Raw genomic sequence first — 17136 nt, forward strand, 5'->3', positions numbered from 1 at the left:
CCTGACCCTACGGGTACAGGGCGGGGCTCCTGTGGTTTCTAGCTGATCCAGTTGCCACAGAGGCAGCAGCTATCTCGAACGTGCTTCCTCTGCAAGGATGGGAAATCCGGAGAGTCCTTGAGCCTACACTCCGGCAAAAGTGAAGAAAACAGGATCCCTGAGCCCGGTTGGTCGGATCGACCTCTAGATTGGGTGAGGTGTCGATAGTGCCCCAACCATGAGCAAGCCTAGCTTTGCGGTGATCGGCCTGGCGGTGATGGGGGAAAACCTGGCCCTCAACGTCGAGCGCAACGGCTTTCCGGTTGCCGTCTACAACCGCACCGGCTCCAAAACCGACCAGTTCATGCGGGAGCGAGCCCAAGGCAAACAGGTCACCCCTGCCTACAGCCTGCCGGAATTGGTGCAGATGATGGAGCGGCCCCGCAAAATCCTGATCATGGTCAAGGCGGGCCCGCCGGTAGACGCGGTGATCGACGAGCTGAAGCCGCTGCTGGAGCCGGGAGACATCCTCATCGATGGCGGCAACTCCCTCTACACCGATACGGATCGCCGCGCCGAGGCTCTGGAGTCCACCGGGATCCACTTTGTCGGCATGGGGGTGAGCGGCGGCGAAGAGGGCGCCCTCAACGGCCCCAGCCTCATGCCCGGCTGCAGCCCGGAAGCCTATCGCCAACTGGAGCCCATCCTGAGCAAAATTGCCGCTCAAGTGGCGGATGGCCCCTGCGTTACCTACCTGGGGCCCAAAGGGGGCGGGCACTACGTGAAGATGGTGCACAACGGCATCGAATATGGCGATATGCAACTGATCGCCGAGGTTTATGACTTGATGCGCCGGGGCTTGAAGCTGACGGCCTCGCAGATGCAGGAGATTTTTCAGGCCTGGAACGAGACGGAGCTGGAGTCGTTTTTGATTGAGATTACCGCCAAGATTTTGGGAACGCTGGATCCGGAGACGGGCAAGCCGCTGGTGGATCTGATTTTGGACAAGGCGGGGCAGAAGGGTACGGGCTTGTGGACGGTCAAGGATGCCCTGGATTTGGGGGTGCCGGTGCCCACCATCGAAGCGGCGGTGCAAGCTCGCATCCTCTCGTCGCTGAAAGAGGAGCGGGTGGCTGCCTCTGCTCAGTTGAAAGGGCCCGATGCAACTTTTGAAGGGGATCCCGACTGCTTCCTTGAAGATCTGCGTGCCGCCCTCTATTGTTCCAAGATCTGTTCCTATGCCCAGGGGATGGCGCTGCTCAGGCAAGCCACCGTTGCCCACGGCTATGTCTATACCTTCAGCGAGATCCCGCGGATTTGGAAAGGGGGCTGTATCATCCGCGCCCGCTTTCTGGGCGAGATCCAATCAGCCTACAAACGGGATCCAGAGCTGGTGAACCTACTTTTGGATGAGGAGTTCAAGCAGGCGATCCAGGAGCGACAGGGCTCCTGGCGGCGGGTGGTGGCCACGGCGGCAGCCCTGGGGATCCCGATCCCAGCCATCAGCGCCTCCTTGGCCTACTACGACAGCTACCGCACCGCCGACCTGCCCCAGAACCTCACCCAGGCCCAGCGGGACTTCTTCGGGGCCCACACCTTTGAGCGCATCGACAGGCCGGGGGTTTTCCACCACGCCTGGAATCCCTAGAAGTCTTGGGATCTCCCTCTGGCCTGGGATCTGTCAGCGTTGGTCCATGAGTTTGTGCAGGTGTTCTCCGATGACCTGGATGCTGCTGAGGATGCGCTCTTCCGGTTGGTAGCTGAAGGCGAGGCGCAGGGCGTAATCCCCTTGGCCACCGGCAAAGCAGTGGGTGCCCCCAGGGATCCCTCGCTGCGAAACATCTCCAAGCGGCGATTAACAGTGCCAATCCCAGCTACTGACCAGCAGTCTCGGACAAAGCCGCGGGTGGGACAACCGCCAGCTTGGGAAAAGGGGGAGTTGAGGTTTTGCTTCCCCCTCTATGCAGCAGCACGTAGAAGCAAGGGATCACCACCAAGGTCAGCAGCGTCGCCAAAGAAAGGCCGGAAAAAACCACAACCCCCAGCGGTTGCAGCAGCTCGGATCCCTCTCCCCAGCCCAACGCCAGGGGGAACAGGCCCAGCACCGTCGTCACTGTGGTCATCAGGATCGGGCGCAGCCGCTGCGGGGCAGCCTCTAGCATGGCGCTGCGATAATCCAAGCCCTGTTCCTCTCGAATTTGGTTGGCCAGCTCCACCATCAAGATGGCGTTGTTGACCACAATGCCCACCAGCAGCACCGCCCCCACCAGCACCGTAGCCCCCACTGCCGTGCGGGTGAGGAACAGGCCCAGGATGCCGCCGGAGAGGGCCAAAGGCACCGTCAGCATGATCACCAGCGGGTCGAGGAGGGAGTTATACTGCACCGCCATCACCACAAACACCAAAAAAGCTGCCAGGGATCCCAGCAGCAGCAGGTTGTTGCGCAGCTCCCGGTTGTTTTCCAAGGCCACGCTGGGCAGGCGGGTCACGCCGGCAGGCAGTTCCAGGCCCGACAGGATCTCATCCACCTCGGCGACAGCAGCGCTCTGGTTGGCTCCGGCCCTGAGGCTGCCGTTCAAAATGACCACCTGCCGTTGGTTGAGGCGGCGAATTTCCCCGGGGGCCTCCCCCATCTGCAACCTGGCCACATCCCCCAAGCGCAGCGGCTGGCCATTCTGCACAGCCAAGGGCAGGCGCTCCAGTTGCGAAGGCTGGGTGATGGGCGTGGCCAGGCGAACCCGCACATCCAGAAGGCGGCTGCCCTGCTGCAATTGGATGGGCACGGATCCCTGCACCGCCGTCTGCACCACCCGGCCTATGTCCTGAAGGCTGAGGCGCAGGGGAGCGGCCCGCTCCCAATCCGGCCAAATCTGGAGCTCCGGCTGGCTATCGTCGGCATCAGGGCGGAAGGTGGAGAGGGTAGCCTGCTCGTCCAAGGCCCGCAACACCCTGCGGCTAGCCTCTTGAAGCGCCTGAGTGGCCTCCCCTTGGAGCACCACGTCCACTTCGGCATTGACGGCAGAATTGCGGGCGGAAAGGCCGCGGACGCTGCCCGGAAACACGCGGATGCGGGATCCCACCAAGTTCAGTTGGCCTATCAACCCGTTCACCCGATCCACGAAACGTCCCACGTCGGTGCCGGGCTTGAGGGTGATGGTGCTGGTGCCCCGCAGGGGGTTCTCAACAGTGCTGCCCCCAAAGGCGGATCCGCCTGCCGTGGTGAACGCATACTCCACCTCAGGTTGCTCTAGCAAAAGGCGATCCACCGCCTGCATGATGCGGTGGTTGGTCTCCAGAGTGGTGCCGGGGGCAAAGTTGGCAGACAGGTTCACCTGCCCGGTGGCGATGCGGGGCAGAAGCTCTTGGTTCAGTTGCCCGGCCATCCAATAGCTGCCCCCGCCCAGGAGGAGAAAAGCCAGCAGGATAGGCAGCGCCGGTCGCCGCAACAAGCGGCTCAGCAGCCGTCGATAGGCATAGGTGCCACCCAGGATCCCCCGCCCAAAGCTGCGGATCGGGCCCCAGTGGCACAGCCCACTGCTGCGGCGGATCGTCAACAGGCGAGAGGTGAGCATCGGCACCACCGTCAGGCCCACCACCAGGGATCCGGCCACGGCAAAGCTGATGGTCAAAATCAGCTCGTTGAAAATCAGCGAAACAAAACCTCCCACCAGCAAGAAGGGCAACACCGACACCAGGTTGGTGGCCGTGGAGGCCACCAGGGCCGATTCCAACTGGCGGCTGCTGCGCTCCGCTTGCTCCAGCACCCGCTGCCCAAACCAACGGGCGTCCTGCCGTGGGATCCCTTCTGTTCCTTTGGCGATGTTTTCCAACATCACGATGGCGTTGTCCACCACGATCCCCACCCCCAGGGCCAGCCCTCCCAGGCTGATGATATTGATGGAAAGGCCGAACAGGCCCATCAGCAGCACTGCCGCCAGGGTGGCCAGGGGAATGGCGGTCACCACGATCAGGGTTTGGCGCAGGGATCCCAAAAACAGCAACACCGCCAGCCCGGCCAGCACCGCCCCGCTCAAGCCGGCAAGAGCCACACTTTGAATCGAGCTGCGGATGAAGCGGGACTCGTCGCTGGTGGGGATCAGGGTTACTTGCGGCGGAATGAGGCCGGCGGCCCGCAGTTGTTCCAGGCGGCGACGGATCCCGTCCACCACGCGGATGGTGTTGGCATCCGGCTGCTTTTGAATGCTCAGGCGCACAGCCGGCTCTCCATTCAAGGTCACCCGCACCCCCTCGGCAGCAGGGCGCACGGCCACCGTGGCAAAGTCTGTTAGGCGCACCGTCCCTCCACTGGGGGTGTTGAAGCGCAGCGCTTGAATATCTTCCGGGCTGCGGAACCGGCCTATTGTGCGCGTCAAAGGCTCCACTAGCTCGCCGCGGATCCGTCCCCCGGCAAGATCCTGGTTGCGGGCCTGCAGTTGGCCGAGCACATCCGTCAGGCCCAGCCCCAATGCCTGCAGCCGCTCCACATCCAGATCCACCTGCACCTCTTCGAGAGTGCCCCCGGCCACATCCACCGTGGCCACCCCCGGCACCACGCCCAACTCGCGGGCCAACTCTTCCTCGGCAAAGCGGCGCAGCTCCACATCCGTCAGCCCGGGCGCGTTCAGGGCAAACTCATAAACGGGCAACTGGGAAGGGTCAAACTTAAACACCGTGGGAGCCGAAACCCCATCCGGCAGCCGTCCTCTGGCTCGGTTCACCGCCGCCGTGGTGTCGTTGAGGGCTTGATCGATGTTGCCCCCCGGCGCAAAGAAGAGATCCACCCGGACTTGCCCTTCGCGGGTGGTGGAATAGATCTGTTCCACCCCTTCCACAGTGGAAAGCGAGTCTTCCAGAGGGCGGGTAATCTCCTCGACGGCCACCTCTGGGGTTACTCCCGCCAGCTCCACCCGCACGCCAATGCGGGGATAGACAATCGAGGGCAACAGATCCACCGGCAGGCGGGTGAGGAAATAGAAGCCCATGACGATCGCCGCCAAAGCCAGCATCAGGGTGCCAATGTGGCGGCGGATGGCCAGGCCGCTGAGGCTGAGTCCGCTCGGGGCTGGGGTCATGGGCGTAGCTCCTTTGATAAACGTTTAGAATCGTTCCGAGAGGACACTTAGCTGCACTTCCTGCCCATCTTGCAAAGGGGCAGCGCTGCGCACCACAAACGGCTCGCCAGCTTCCAATCCCGACACGATCTCCACCTGGCCATCCCGCTGTGCTCCCAGTTGCACCGGGCGGGCCAACACCCGCGCCGTTTCCCCCTGCCGCTCCACCACAAAGACCAGGGCTGCACCCGGCTCGTTCTGTTGAATTGCTGTGGCTGGCACGATCACCCGCTGCGCCTGCGGCCTGGTCAGCTCCACTCGGGCCAACAAGCCACTGCCGATGCGGCCGCCGGGGTTGGGGATCACCACTTCAACCGGGATCAGGCGGGCCTGGGGATCGGCAGCCGGGGAGATGCGGGCAATTTGTCCAGCGAAGCGTTGGCCAGGAAAGGCGTCCAATTCCACCTGAACGGCTTGGCCCACCTGCACCCGCGCCAGCTCCAATTCAGAAAGGGGAAACTCCACCCTCACCTGGCTGAAATCGGCCACCGTCAGCACGTCTGCCCCCGCGTTCAAAAAAGCGCCCGGATCCGCCTGCCGGGAGAGCACCACCCCCGTCAGGGGCGAGCGCAGTTGGGTGTAGGAAAGGCGCTCCTGGGCCTGGGCCACCAGGGATCCCTGGGCGTCCACCTGGCGCTGGGCAGCGATCACCGCTTGCTCTTGGACACGTACCTGTTCCTCTGCCGAGCGCAAGGCCTGAGCAGCCGTGCGGGCGGCGGTGCGGGCTTGTTCCGCCTGTTGGGCGGAAACAGCTCCCTCTTGCGCCAGTTGTCCTAGGCGTTCGGCATCGGCCTCCAGTTGCAAAAGGTTCAGGCGGGCCTGCTCCACTTGGGTGCGGGCATTGCTCAGTTGCGCCTGCGCCTGGGCCACCTGAGATTCCTGCGCCGCCAGTTGCGATTGGGCCTGCAGCAGAGCCGCCTGCAGCAGGGTGGGATCCAACTGACCCAGCAGTTGCCCCGCTTGCACCGGATCCCCGACATCCACCGCTAGCTGTAGCAACAGCCCCTCGATCCGGGTGCGCAGCGTCGCCTGCCGCAGGGGCTGGGTGGTGCCGGTGTAGCGCAAGTCGGCCCCCAGGGATCCCACCTGGGCTGTGGCCACATCCACCGAGACAGGGCGCGGCGCCCTACCTTGGCCGCCGCCTTCCACCGGACGCTGGGCCCAAACCATCTGGGTATAGGCGACAGAGCCGGGAACGCCCACAAGCAACGCCAGAGCGAAGGCAAAAGCTAGAGGGAGTTGCCTTGCCGAGCCGGAGCTCTGTCCTGCCGGCAGGATGAGTAGCCTAGCTCCCCTTTTGCTGCAGCGCATCAGCCACCTACCACTCGCTTGCCCGCTGTAACTGCCCTCGAAGAGAACAAGCCCGCCTCACAACCCAAAAACGACGGCCCATCCGGCTAGACTGCCCACCTGGGGAAAGGGTTCAAACCCGGATGGTCGGCCTTGTGATCTTTTCAGGGGCCTTGCCCTAGCAAGCCTTCACATTTCTACACGACAAAAGGGATCCCTGCCAACCCGCCCTATTCCAAGCAAGTTCTGGGCGAGATGAAGGCACCTACAAAAAGGATGAGACCCATACCGCTACGCCATCCATCTCCAAAGCGGTTTCGGGCCCAGCTAGCTAGCTGAGCTTTTGAATGGGCGCGATGCGGGGATCCAAGATTTTCTGCTGGCCGATGGCGGGAAACCTCACCGCCAGGGTGATCCGTTCGCCGCTGCCGAACACGTGGGTAATTTGCCCCTGTCCGAATTGGGGATGTTGCAGGCGATCCCCAACTGCCCACTGGGAGGAACGGCTTTGGCGGCGAGCAGCCTTTGCTTTGGGCGTGGCCGCAGCCGCGTTGTCGGCGGAGAACGAAAGCCCCCTGCCTCTCTCCCATTGGATTAGCTCTTGGGGCAGCTCGCTTAAAAATAGAGAGGGAATAGCTGGTTCCCGGTTGCCGTAGAGCCGCCGCTCGCTGGCGTGGCAGAGAAACAATTGCTCGCGGGCGCGGGTGATGCCCACGTAGCAGAGGCGCCGTTCCTCTTCCAAAGCAGCGGGATCCTCCAGGGCGCGAAAATTGGGAAATAGGCCCTGTTCCAACCCCACCAAAAACACCACCGGGAACTCCAGCCCTTTGGAAGCGTGCAACGTCATTAACGAAACTTTCTCAGCTCCCTCCTGAAGGTTGTCCAAATCGGAAGCCAAAGACACATTGCTCAAGAAAGCCTCAAGGCTGGGATCCTCCTGTTCTTCTTCAAATTGGCGGGCCGCGTTGTAGAGTTCCATCACGTTGGCGATCCTTTCCTCGGCCTCTTCTGTGCCCTGGGCCTTGAGATCTTCCAGATAGCCGCAATCCCGCAGCAGCCCCTCCAGGAGGGCGGCAGCCGAAACCTGGGCCATCTGTCTGTGCCAATGCTGGATAAGCTCGGCAAACTGAAGAACCGGCTTGGCCGAACGCCCCACCAGGTTGGTGACAGAAGCCTCGTCGCTGAGGATAGTCCACAGGGGTACATTTAAGGCAGCCGCCGCTTCGGTTAGCTTGTCCAGAGTCGATTTGCCGATACCCCGCCGCGGCACATTGATAATGCGCAACAGGCTAAAAGAATCGGCAGGGTTGAGCACAACCCGCAAATAGGCCAGCACATCCTTAATCTCTTTGCGATCGTAAAATCGCAGCCCGCCCACCACCGTGTAAGGGATCCCCCACCGCAGCAAAACCTCTTCAAAGGGGCGAGATTGGGCGTTGGTGCGGTAGAGAATGGCAAAATTTCCCCAGGAAGAGTTGGGATTTTGGCCGTGTAATCGTCGGATGGCGTTGACCACAAACTCAGCCTCGGCCATCTCATCTTCGGCCTGATGGCAGATGATAAAACTGCCCTGATGGCGCGTTGGCCGGAGAACCTTGTCAATGCGCTCGGTGTTTTTCTCGATGAGGGTATTGGCCGCCTGCAAAATCGTGGCGGTGGAGCGATAGTTTTCTTCCAATTTGATCAGGGTGCGGGTATCGTCGTCCGGCAGGCCATCGCCAAAGGTCTCTTGAAACTCCAGCAAAATGGTGAAATCAGCCCCCCGAAAGCGATAGATGCTTTGATCCGCATCGCCCACCACAAAGAGGGAGCGATTGGTCCAGTCCCACTCGGAGCGGCGGGTCTCGCTGTTGGTTGCCAGCAGCCGGATCAGCTCGTACTGGGTGCGGTTGGTATCTTGGTATTCGTCCACCAAGATGTGCCGAAAGTGCTGGTGCCAGTAGGCCAAGACCTGCTCATTTTGACGAAAAAGCTGCACCGGGATCCAAATTAAGTTGTCGAAATCGAGGGCATTGTTGGCCGCCAGTTGATCTTCGTAGAGCTCGTAAACCTGAGCGAGGATGCGGCCTCGGAAGTTGGGCTGGTGGCGCTCTAAATCGCGAGGAGTCCAACCCTGGTTTTTGGCATTGCTAATGGCGTAGCGCACCGATCTTGGATCGAACTTGCGCTCATCTAAGTTGAGTTGCTTAGTTACAATCTCTTTAACCAGGGATTGGGCGTCCGATTCATCGAAAATCGAGAAGTTACGAGTCCACTTGCGTCCCTTGGGATCCTGGTATTTTTCAATCTCCAGGCGCAGGATCTGGGCAAATAGGCTGTGGAACGTACCAATCCAAAGGGGTTTAATCCAGCGGCGGTAAACCGCCGATTTCAGCCGCGTCGCCTGGGCCGGCTCCAGTTGCTCCAAGGGGATCCCAAACTGCTCCTGGGCCTCCTGCTGGGCAAAGAGCTGCTCGATGCGCTCTTTCATTTCGCGGGCGGCCTTGTTGGTGAAGGTCACGGCCAAAATCTCCCCCGGATCCACCCGATAGTGGCGGATGAGGTGGGCGATGCGATAGGCGAGGGTGCGCGTCTTGCCGGAACCTGCCCCCGCCACCACCAGCAAAGGGCCGCAAAAGTGTTGCACCGCTTGGCGTTGAGAAGGATTGAGGCCATCCAACAAGGAGCCAGAAGTCATATCTGCCGCCAACGAGAAACTGCTTTCCATTATGGGCGCAGGCTGGCTGGCAACCCAACAGGCTTGGGAAGCCCAAAAGGTACTCTAGAGCGCCAAAGCTAAAGATGAAGATTGGTTAAGATTTGGCCAGCTCACCCCAGAACTTGCTGCTATGAAACGAGTTTTGCTTAGTTGCGGGGCCCCACCTAATTGCTGCCCGCTTGGCTTTCCAAAAAGACTGGTCGCTTTGGGGGTTGCTACCTTTGCTCTCCTCTCCGCGGGCCCGTTGGCTCCAGCTCAAGCCGGCAACTGCCCCAGCAGCGGCAACCCCCAAGCCTCTCTTGACCTCAAGCTGGAAAGCGTTTCCGGGGATCGGCTCGACTTAAGTCAGTACGACGGCATTCAGGCCGTGATCTTGACCAACAGCCAAACCCGCTCCCAAGCGGAAGCTCTTTCCAAAAGCTTGGCCCTGGAGTTTGGGCAAAACCCTCGGCTGCGCCAGATCGTGTTGGTCGATGGCAGAGGGCTGTTGCTGGTGCGAAACCTGGTTTTACAGGCCATCCGCGAGAGCGCGCCCACGGATCCGCGCTTGGTTTCTCCGTTTGTCTATGTCTCCGTCGATTTTGAGGGAGCAACCATCCAGAGGCTGCAGGAGGTGGCTGCCGAGGTGCTGCCGGGGATCGATTTTCGCCGCCAGGCCGCCTTGCTGCTTTTGGACAACCAAGGCACCCTCCTGGGCGGGTTCGCCAACCTGGACCAGTCCAACCTCAGCATTCGTCAGTGCATTCGCACGCGCACTTGATTGCCCTGGATCCCGCTTTTCCGTTGCTTCCTCCCCAACCGCTAAACTGGTTCTAGCGAAGTCATGTGCAAACTTGAGAGCAAACCTGTCAGACGGCTTGGTGCCGGGATCCCATGCGTCGCCAGCTCAAGACCTTAAACCAAATCCTCGACTACAAGCTGGCCGATTTGCGGCTGTTTGGCCGCGCGGAGCTGAAGGGTCAGGTGCTGAATGTGTTGCTGGAACGGCTGCCCGGCGATGTGGTGGATACCCTGCAGGTGATGGAGGTGGTGCGCAACGCCGTGGAAGCCTCGCTGCTGCAGGGGTTGCGAAAAGTCAACGTTTACCTCTGGTGCCGCGGGCAAATGGATGAGGCACCGGAGTGGAGCGAAAGCTTCGCCGTAGAGCCATTGGTCTTGGCCCATCCCAAGGAGCCCCGCAGTCTTGCTTCCAGCTACCGACAAGACTATCCCGGCAGGCGCGTGCTGTTTTTCTGCCTAGGCCTTTGCCTGGCCGGCTTCTACCTGGTGGGGGGCTGGGAGCGGACGGGTTGGATCGACTGGATCCCGGTGGGGCTGGCCTTCGCCTTGGGGGTGTTCTTCCCCTGGCTCAAACGCTCCCTCAACCAATGGGTGCACCCCCTGTTTCTCCGCTTTGGTCTGGGGCTGGGGTTGGTCTTGCTGGGCCTGGCGGTGGCGCTGATCTGGCGGCAGGGCTGGAGCCTTGCCCGCGGGATCCTCGCCCTGCTGGCCTTTCTCTTGCTGGGCTTGGGAGCCTGAGATCTCTCACTCGGCCGTGGTGCCGCTGAAAACAGGCAGGGCCGGCCCGGTCATCCATACGTGTTGGGTATCGGGATCCCAGCGAATCTCCAGATTGCCTCCCGGCAGCTCTACCGTGGCTTGGGGCTCGGCCCGCTCTTCCAAAACGGCGGCCACCAGGGCGGCACAGGCGCCTGTCCCACAGGCCAGCGTCGCCCCTGCCCCCCGCTCCCAAACCCGCAGCCGCAGGCGGTTGGGGCCGAGCACCTGCACAAATTCGGTGTTGGTGCGCTCGGGAAAGGCTGGGTGATGCTCAAACAGGGGGCCTACCCTTTCCAAGTCCAGCTCCTCCAGGGATCCCTCTTCTTCCAAGAAGACCACACAATGGGGGTTGCCCATGCTCACCGCCGTCACCGGCCACTCCCGCCCGGCCACCGGGAGCGGTTGCCGAATCACCTTGGCATCCGGTTTGGCCAAAGTGGTGGGGACTTGCCCGGCCAAGAGGCGAGGGATCCCCATGTCCACCGTCACCAGGCCATTTGGCTGCACCCGCGGCACGATCCGCCCCGCCAAGGTGTGGATCGGGTAGGCACCGTCTCGGCCAGGGATCCCCAGATCCTGCAAAAAGCGGGCCAAGCAGCGGATCCCGTTGCCGCACATCTCCGGCTCCGAGCCGTCGCTGTTGAACAGGCGCATGCTGAAGTCGGCCCCCTCCTGCCCCGGCAGCAGAAAGATAACCCCATCTGCCCCCACGCCAAAGCGGCGGTTGCAGAGGGCAACGGCTTCCTCAGGCGTCAGGCAGGGCTGCGGCTGGTGGCGGTTGTCCACCAAGATAAAGTCGTTCCCTAGCCCCTGGTATTTGTGGAAAGAGAGACGGGAGGGCAAACGAACAGGCATGCAGCGGAACCGCAAAACAACCGGCTTCAATCCTCGTGCATCTCGTAGGGATCCTGCAAGTCCTTAGAAGGGGGGCCAAAGGCCGTGTAGATGGCAAACGCGGTGATGCAGATGGTAACTGCCGCGATCGCCACAATCAGGGAAAAGGTGGGCTCCATATCTTCGATCCTGAGGGTATTCGACTATAGTATTACACAAGTTTACAATTCATTGCCTGAGACAAAAGGGTTCGGCCAGATTCTGATAGCCTGATTTTAGGGGGCGGCTGTCTTGACGGTGCTGAGCAGCAGCGCTCCGCCGCCCTGATCACTCCCAACTTGATAAATCCATCCTGTCCTGTCTTTGACCTATCGCGAGAACCTATGGCCATTCGTACCAAACTGGGCGATCTGCTGCGTCCCCTCAACTCGGAATACGGCAAAGTGGCCCCTGGCTGGGGCACCACGCCCCTGATGGCGGTCTTCATGGCTCTGTTCGCCGTCTTTTTGTTGATCATTCTGCAGATCTACAACAAGTCGCTGCTCTTGGAAGACATCAACGTCTCTTGGGAGAGCCTCAGCTTTTGAGCACCTTTGGCTACCGTTGGCGCTGTTTCTGAAAAAATGCCGGTATCGAGAGGTTTTTGTGTCCCAGCCGGCACCAGTTTTCAGCAGACGGATCCCCAGCTTCTCCTCCTGAGTGCTGCTTCTATCTACAGGCTCCCCTGCCTTTGATGGGGAGCCACGGGCTATCGACAACGAGGACGGACAGCTTCTAACAGACTCCTGGCCGCTGGGCAGGTGTTTCGATTTGGGTAGACTGGGAAGACCCAGGTATCCCCTGCCTGTAACCAAAAGCCAGGAGATGCTTCATGAGTCCCTTTGCCAATCCTCCTCAAGCATTGACTGCCGGCGAGTTTTTATCTCACTTGGAGGAGATAACAGGAGCCTACAAAGTCAGGACATCGATTATCACTTTTTACAGCAGAATTTGGAGTCAAGCATTCGATCTCAAGTTTTCTAAGGGTCAGTGGATTTTCGGATACAGCCCTTACTGGAGAGCGCTTTTGGAAGCTAAGCTCCAAAACGGCGACTACTATCCCATATCTTGCGTTGTCAGAACCTTCGCCGACGAAAAACACAAGCGCAAGGCCCCAAATGGCAAAACTGTCCTGATCCCAACCAAAGAGCTAAGGATGTTCCTTCTGCCGGCTCCAGGGCAGGTTATTAGGCTAACTCCAGAGGAGTGCTTTGCCTGCCAAAATACAGATGCCCAAACAGGAGAGCCACTCCCCATTGAGCAAGATGTCAAGTTCTTGTAGTAGCGGCAGTGGGAGTTAGGAAACTCTGCTGGGGCTAATCCCACAGGACTAGGGCCATGTAGCTTAACCCCAATCAAGAGCTTGGCTCCAAGCGCAACAGGGATCCGTTGGGGGCATCGGTCAACAAGTAGAGCAAGCCATCCGGCCCCTGGCGCACATCCCGGATGCGACCCACCGCCCCTTGCAGCAGGCGCTCTTCTGCCACAACGCGATCCCCATCTAGTACCAAACGCGCCAAATGCTGTCCCGCCAAAGCCCCCACGAATAAGTTGCCTCGCCATTCAGGGAAGGCATCTCCTGTATAAAAGGCCATGCCGGAAGGGGCAATGGAGGGCGTCCAGTGCAGCAGCGGCGAAGCCAATCCAGGAGCTGCCGCCAGTCCTTGGCCGACCGGTTCGCCGCTGTACTCCCGACCATGGGTAATCAGGGGCCAGCCGTAGTTGACGCCGGGGGCCAAGATGTTGATCTCGTCCCCCCCTTGCGGCCCATGTTCGTGCGTCCAAATGGCCCCTGTCTCGGGGTGGCGGGCCATTCCCTGAATGTTGCGGTTGCCATAGGTAAAAATTTCCGGCAAAGCCCCCGCTTGATTCACAAAAGGATTGTCCGCCGGGATCCCGCCCGTGTCAGTAAGGCGCAACACCTTGCCGGCAGCATCCCCCAGATCCTGGGCCCGATCCCGCTCGCCGCGGTCGCCGGTGCTGATGTAGAGAAACCCTTCTTTGTCAAAGGCCAGGCGGGAGCCGAAGTGCTGTTGGGCAGGGGTTTTGCGCTCCATGTCAAAAATCACTTCCAGATCCTGGAGTCCTCTTTCTCCCAGGCGGGCCCGCGCCACTCGCGTCCCCCCGCCGCCTGGCCCAGGAGCTGCATAGGACAAGTAGATCCAGCCGTTCTCTGCGTAGTTGGGGTGCAAGGCAATATCCAGCAGCCCTCCCTGGCCGCGGGCAAACACCTCTGGCACCCCAGCGATGGGCTGGGGATCCAACCCCTGCTCGGTAACTCGGCGCAGCCGGCCCGGACGTTCGGTCACCAGGATGGTTCCGTCTGGCAGAAACGCCATCCCCCAAGGATGCTCCAACCCGGTTGCCAACGTCACGACCTGGAAGCGCTGCTCTGTCCTGGCTCTGGGCAGAGCTTGGGCGTGATCCCCCTGTTGCAGAGACATGACCGTTTCCGGTCTGACCGGGTAGGCCCCAACAGGGGCGGACAACCCCCCCAAAAGCAACAGCGAGGGGAGAAGTTTTATCGCCGGGATCCTCAGAGCCATTGCCACCTCGTTTTCGCGATGGATTTTGAGGTTTGAGCTAGCCAATCATTGCTGCTGCTCTTCTAAAAAGATGTACCGATGGGAGCAGAGTTGGCTGCGCACAAGAGTGGGGAGCTGCCTGCTCCCTTGCGGCCTTGGGTTAGCCTTGAGGGCAGCATCTGCCCCCAAACCATGCTGGAAGCTAGCGAGATCTTCGGCCAGCCCCAGAGGCAAACCTGTGGATCCCTGCAGGAACTTCAGGCCCATCCCAGGGGGATCCGTCTCCTCTGTACTCAGGGCTGCTGGTCTGTGCAGGTGCTCACCCCTCGTCTGCTGCGGCTGCGCTTTAGCCCCAGTGGCGAGTTTTTGCCCCGTCGTTCTTGGGATGTGGCTCTGGCGGATGAAGAGTGGCCGCCGGCTCCTTTTGAGCTGCAGGAAAGCCCCACCCAAGTTCACCTCAGCACTTCTCTGGTGCAACTGCAGATCGACCGGGATCCCCTCTGCTTCAGCTTTCGCGATCCCCAGGGCCAGGTCTTTTGTGCCGATATCTCTGGGGGCCTCAGTTGGGGATCCGAGAGCATCCGCCTGGTTAAATCCCTCCACCCCGCCGAGCACATCTACGGCCTGGGAGAACGGGCTGGGCTGCTCAACAAGCGGGGCCGGCGCTACAGCCACTGGACCCGCGACTGCTGGGGCTACGACGCCCACAGTGACAACCTCTATCTGGCCATTCCCTTTGCCTTGCTCCTCCGCCCTGGCCTCTGCTACGGCCTCTTCCTGCACTGCACCCACTGGAGCCAGTTCGACCTGGGCCAGGCGGAGCCTGAACAGTGGGCCATCGAAGTGCGCGCCCCCGAGCTGGACTACTACCTCATCTACGGCCCTACCCCCGCCTTGGTGCTCCAGACCTACACCCAACTCACCGGGCGAACCCCCCTGCCTCCGCTCTGGGCCCTCGGCTACCAGCAGTGCCGCTGGAGCTACGCCAGCGCTGCTCAAGTACAGAACATTGCCGAGCAATTTCGCCAGCGCCAGATCCCCTGCGACGTCATCTACCTGGATATCGACTACATGCGCGGCTACCGCGTCTTCACCTGGGATCCCCGCCGCTTCCCCGATCCCGCCCGCCTCACGGCCCGGCTGCATGAAGCCGGCTTTCGAGTGGTGGCCATTGTGGATCCCGGCGTCAAGTTCGATCCCGAAGCCGACTACGCCGTTTTTGACGAGGGCCTGGCCCAAGACTTCTTCATTCGCCGCGCCGACGGCCACCTCTTCCACGGCTATGTTTGGCCGGGCAAAGTTCTCTTCCCCGATTTCTCGCGCCCCGCAGTGCGGCAGTGGTGGGGATCCTGGCAGCGGGTTCTCACTCAAGCCGGTGTGGATGGCATCTGGAACGACATGAATGAGCCGGCCCTCAACGACCGCCCCTTTGGAGATGGGGGCCAAATTGTGGACATCCCCCCCGACGCCCCCCAAGGATCCCCCGAAGAGCGCACCACCCACGCCGAGGTGCACAACCTCTATGGCCTCCTGATGGCCCGCGCCTCCCGCGAGGGTCTAGAACAGCTCTGCCCCAACCAGCGCCCCTTTGTCCTCACCCGCTCCGGCTTTGCCGGGATCCAGCGCTGGGCTGCCGTCTGGACAGGAGACAACCAATCCTCCTGGGAACATCTGGAGATGTCCCTACCCATGCTCCTCAACCTGGGCCTGTCGGGAGTTAGCTTTGTCGGCGCCGACATCGGCGGCTTCGGGGGCAACGCTACTCCTGAACTGTTTGCCCGCTGGATGCAAATGGGGCTCCTCTATCCCCTCATGCGCGGCCACAGTGCTCAGGGAACTCGCCCCCACGAACCCTGGAGCTTTGGCCCTGAGGTGGAAGCCATTGCTCGACAGGCCATCCAGCTGCGTTATCAACTGTTGCCCTACCTCTACAGCCTCTTCTGGGAGTCCAGCCAAACCGGCTCCCCCATCCTGCGCCCCCTGTTCTACGAATTCCCTGACGATCCCCAGACCTACGAGATCTCCGATCAAGCCATGCTGGGATCCGCCCTCCTAGCTGCCCCCGTCGTCCGTCCGGGGATCCGCTGCCGCGCTGTCTATCTCCCGGCGGGCACCTGGTTTGACTGGTGGACAGGCCAGGCCCACAGCGGCCCTGGCTATGTGCTGGCCCCCGCCCCCCTTGACCAACTGCCTCTCTTTGTGCGCAGCGGCTCTATCCTGCCCTTAGCTCCTCCCTGCCAGTCCACCACCGACCTGCGCCGTGACCAACTGCGCCTTAAACTCTACCCCGGTGACGGCAGCTTCACCCTCTACGAAGACGACGGCCAAACCCTCGCCTACTCAAGCGGCCAGTGGGCCACCACCACCTTCCGCCTGCACCAGCAGGCCAACCAGCTCATCCTGGAGATCGAGCCCCGCCACGGTGGCTGGATCCCACCCAAACGCACCTGGATCCTTGAGCCCCTTGGCCAGGCCCCCCTCCTCTTGCCCGACAGCGGCCAGGCCCAGCAGATCTGTCTGTCCAGCCCAGAAAGAGCCCGCCCCTAGTCAACTGCCCTCACCGCCTCCAGCAGCTCGCGGTTGTCCCGCTTGAAGATGGGCAGCCACTCCACATGCTGGTAGCGCAGGATCCCTTGGCTATCCACCACAAAATAGGCCCGCCGTATCCCCAGCAGACTATCCACCCCGTATTGCTGGCTCACCCTCCTGTCCACATCGCTCAGCAAAGGAAACTCCAGCTTGAGCTGCTCGGCAAAGGCTTCGTGCTTGGAGACGGGATCACTGCTAATCCCCAAGATCTCGCACCCTGCTGCCCGAAAAGCTCCCCAATCCTCCCGAAAACAGCGCATCTCGCTCGTACACACCGGCGAGAAGTCCGCCGGGTAAAAAGCCAGCAACACCTTGCTCTTGCCCCGATAGGCCCCCAGCGAAATCTGGGCCCCCTTTGGGATCCCTTTCCCCACTGCAGGCAGGCTGAAGTCAGGAGCTGCGGTCCCAATCACAATACCCATAGAGCCATCCGACCTCAAGATCCCCTCACCAGTCTAACGGCGAATCCGGATCCCTTCTCCGCCGAAAAAACTTTGAGTTATCTCTTGACGGGATGAGTTTATGGGGGTTA

13 protein-coding genes are annotated in these 17136 nt (G+C 61.2%); 6 read left to right on the forward strand and 7 right to left on the reverse strand.

Features of this window, described 5'->3' with window-relative positions; genetic code table 11:
• The first annotated feature begins 217 nt into the window (after positions 1-217).
• Entirely contained in the window at positions 218-1627 is a 1410-nt protein-coding gene (gndA, locus tag NW853_RS09895; RefSeq protein ID WP_414334911.1) for an NADP-dependent phosphogluconate dehydrogenase, read from the forward strand.
• Positions 1628-1853: 226 nt separating this feature from the next.
• On the opposite strand, the gene NW853_RS09900 is transcribed toward gndA, so the two are convergent.
• The 3 genes from NW853_RS09900 to pcrA all read right to left on the reverse strand — a co-directional run bounded on the left by NW853_RS09900 (position 1854) and on the right by pcrA (position 9057).
• Positions 1854-5051, reverse strand: a complete 3198-nt coding sequence (locus tag NW853_RS09900) for an efflux RND transporter permease subunit (RefSeq protein ID WP_414348927.1) — start codon at positions 5049-5051, stop codon at positions 1854-1856.
• Between the two features lie 24 nt (positions 5052-5075).
• Positions 5076-6293: an efflux RND transporter periplasmic adaptor subunit gene (locus NW853_RS09905; RefSeq protein ID WP_414348928.1), complete on the reverse strand. Its 1218-nt coding sequence runs from the start codon at positions 6291-6293 to the stop codon at positions 5076-5078.
• 418 nt (positions 6294-6711) lie between these two features.
• Positions 6712-9057: a DNA helicase PcrA gene (gene pcrA, locus NW853_RS09910; RefSeq protein ID WP_414348929.1), complete on the reverse strand. Its 2346-nt coding sequence runs from the start codon at positions 9055-9057 to the stop codon at positions 6712-6714.
• A 265-nt stretch (positions 9058-9322) separates the two neighbouring features.
• Between pcrA and NW853_RS09915 the strand changes: the two genes are divergently transcribed.
• The gene (locus tag NW853_RS09915) at positions 9323-9838 is read left to right on the forward strand and encodes a hypothetical protein (protein ID WP_414334915.1); all 516 of its coding nucleotides are present in this window, start codon (positions 9323-9325) and stop codon (positions 9836-9838) included.
• A 113-nt stretch (positions 9839-9951) separates the two neighbouring features.
• Positions 9952-10596, forward strand: coding sequence for a hypothetical protein (locus NW853_RS09920; protein WP_414334916.1), 645 nt, complete (start codon positions 9952-9954; stop codon positions 10594-10596).
• A gap of 6 nt (positions 10597-10602) precedes the next feature.
• Here NW853_RS09920 and dapF read toward each other — a convergent pair whose 3' ends face one another.
• Together dapF and psbN are read right to left on the reverse strand one after the other, a co-directional pair.
• The gene (gene dapF, locus NW853_RS09925; protein ID WP_414334917.1) at positions 10603-11472 is read right to left on the reverse strand and encodes a diaminopimelate epimerase; all 870 of its coding nucleotides are present in this window, start codon (positions 11470-11472) and stop codon (positions 10603-10605) included.
• A gap of 26 nt (positions 11473-11498) precedes the next feature.
• Positions 11499-11630: a photosystem II reaction center protein PsbN gene (gene psbN / locus NW853_RS09930; RefSeq protein ID WP_011432995.1), complete on the reverse strand. Its 132-nt coding sequence runs from the start codon at positions 11628-11630 to the stop codon at positions 11499-11501.
• 204 nt (positions 11631-11834) lie between these two features.
• Here psbN and psbH point away from each other — a divergent pair, with 204 nt between their 5' ends.
• Entirely contained in the window at positions 11835-12038 is a 204-nt protein-coding gene (gene psbH, locus NW853_RS09935; RefSeq protein WP_414331336.1) for a photosystem II reaction center phosphoprotein PsbH, read from the forward strand.
• 284 nt (positions 12039-12322) lie between these two features.
• Positions 12323-12772: a hypothetical protein gene (locus NW853_RS09940; RefSeq protein WP_414348930.1), complete on the forward strand. Its 450-nt coding sequence runs from the start codon at positions 12323-12325 to the stop codon at positions 12770-12772.
• 73 nt (positions 12773-12845) lie between these two features.
• Here NW853_RS09940 and NW853_RS09945 read toward each other — a convergent pair whose 3' ends face one another.
• Complete coding sequence (locus NW853_RS09945) at positions 12846-13934, reverse strand: PQQ-dependent sugar dehydrogenase (protein ID WP_414348931.1); 1089 nt, start codon at positions 13932-13934, stop codon at positions 12846-12848.
• Positions 13935-14126: 192 nt separating this feature from the next.
• Here NW853_RS09945 and NW853_RS09950 point away from each other — a divergent pair, with 192 nt between their 5' ends.
• Positions 14127-16562 carry a glycoside hydrolase family 31 protein gene (locus tag NW853_RS09950; RefSeq protein WP_414348932.1) on the forward strand — a complete coding sequence of 812 codons (2436 nt, stop codon included), beginning with the start codon at positions 14127-14129 and terminating at the stop codon, positions 16560-16562.
• On the opposite strand, the gene NW853_RS09955 is transcribed toward NW853_RS09950, so the two are convergent.
• Positions 16559-17026, reverse strand: a complete 468-nt coding sequence (locus NW853_RS09955) for a peroxiredoxin family protein (protein ID WP_414334921.1) — start codon at positions 17024-17026, stop codon at positions 16559-16561. The genes NW853_RS09950 and NW853_RS09955 overlap by 4 nt on opposite strands.
• Between the last annotated feature and the right edge of the window lie 110 nt (positions 17027-17136).

This window comes from Synechococcus sp. H55.11, from assembly GCF_047462475.1.
Lineage (GTDB): Bacteria > Cyanobacteriota > Cyanobacteriia > Thermostichales > Thermostichaceae > Thermostichus.

Excerpts from the sequence above, each read along its gene's own strand:
- gndA (WP_414334911.1), top strand. The coding sequence starts at position 218 with ATGAGCAAGCCTAGCTTTGCGGTGATCGGCCTGGCGGTGATGGGGGAA.
- NW853_RS09900 (WP_414348927.1), bottom strand. The coding sequence starts at position 5,051 with ATGACCCCAGCCCCGAGCGGACTCAGCCTCAGCGGCCTGGCCATCCGC.
- pcrA (WP_414348929.1), bottom strand. The coding sequence starts at position 9,057 with ATGACTTCTGGCTCCTTGTTGGATGGCCTCAATCCTTCTCAACGCCAA.
- NW853_RS09920 (WP_414334916.1), top strand. The coding sequence starts at position 9,952 with ATGCGTCGCCAGCTCAAGACCTTAAACCAAATCCTCGACTACAAGCTG.
- dapF (WP_414334917.1), bottom strand. The coding sequence starts at position 11,472 with ATGCCTGTTCGTTTGCCCTCCCGTCTCTCTTTCCACAAATACCAGGGG.
- psbN (WP_011432995.1), bottom strand. The coding sequence starts at position 11,630 with ATGGAGCCCACCTTTTCCCTGATTGTGGCGATCGCGGCAGTTACCATC.
- psbH (WP_414331336.1), top strand. The coding sequence starts at position 11,835 with ATGGCCATTCGTACCAAACTGGGCGATCTGCTGCGTCCCCTCAACTCG.
- NW853_RS09940 (WP_414348930.1), top strand. The coding sequence starts at position 12,323 with ATGAGTCCCTTTGCCAATCCTCCTCAAGCATTGACTGCCGGCGAGTTT.
- NW853_RS09945 (WP_414348931.1), bottom strand. The coding sequence starts at position 13,934 with ATGTCTCTGCAACAGGGGGATCACGCCCAAGCTCTGCCCAGAGCCAGG.
- NW853_RS09955 (WP_414334921.1), bottom strand. The coding sequence starts at position 17,026 with ATGGGTATTGTGATTGGGACCGCAGCTCCTGACTTCAGCCTGCCTGCA.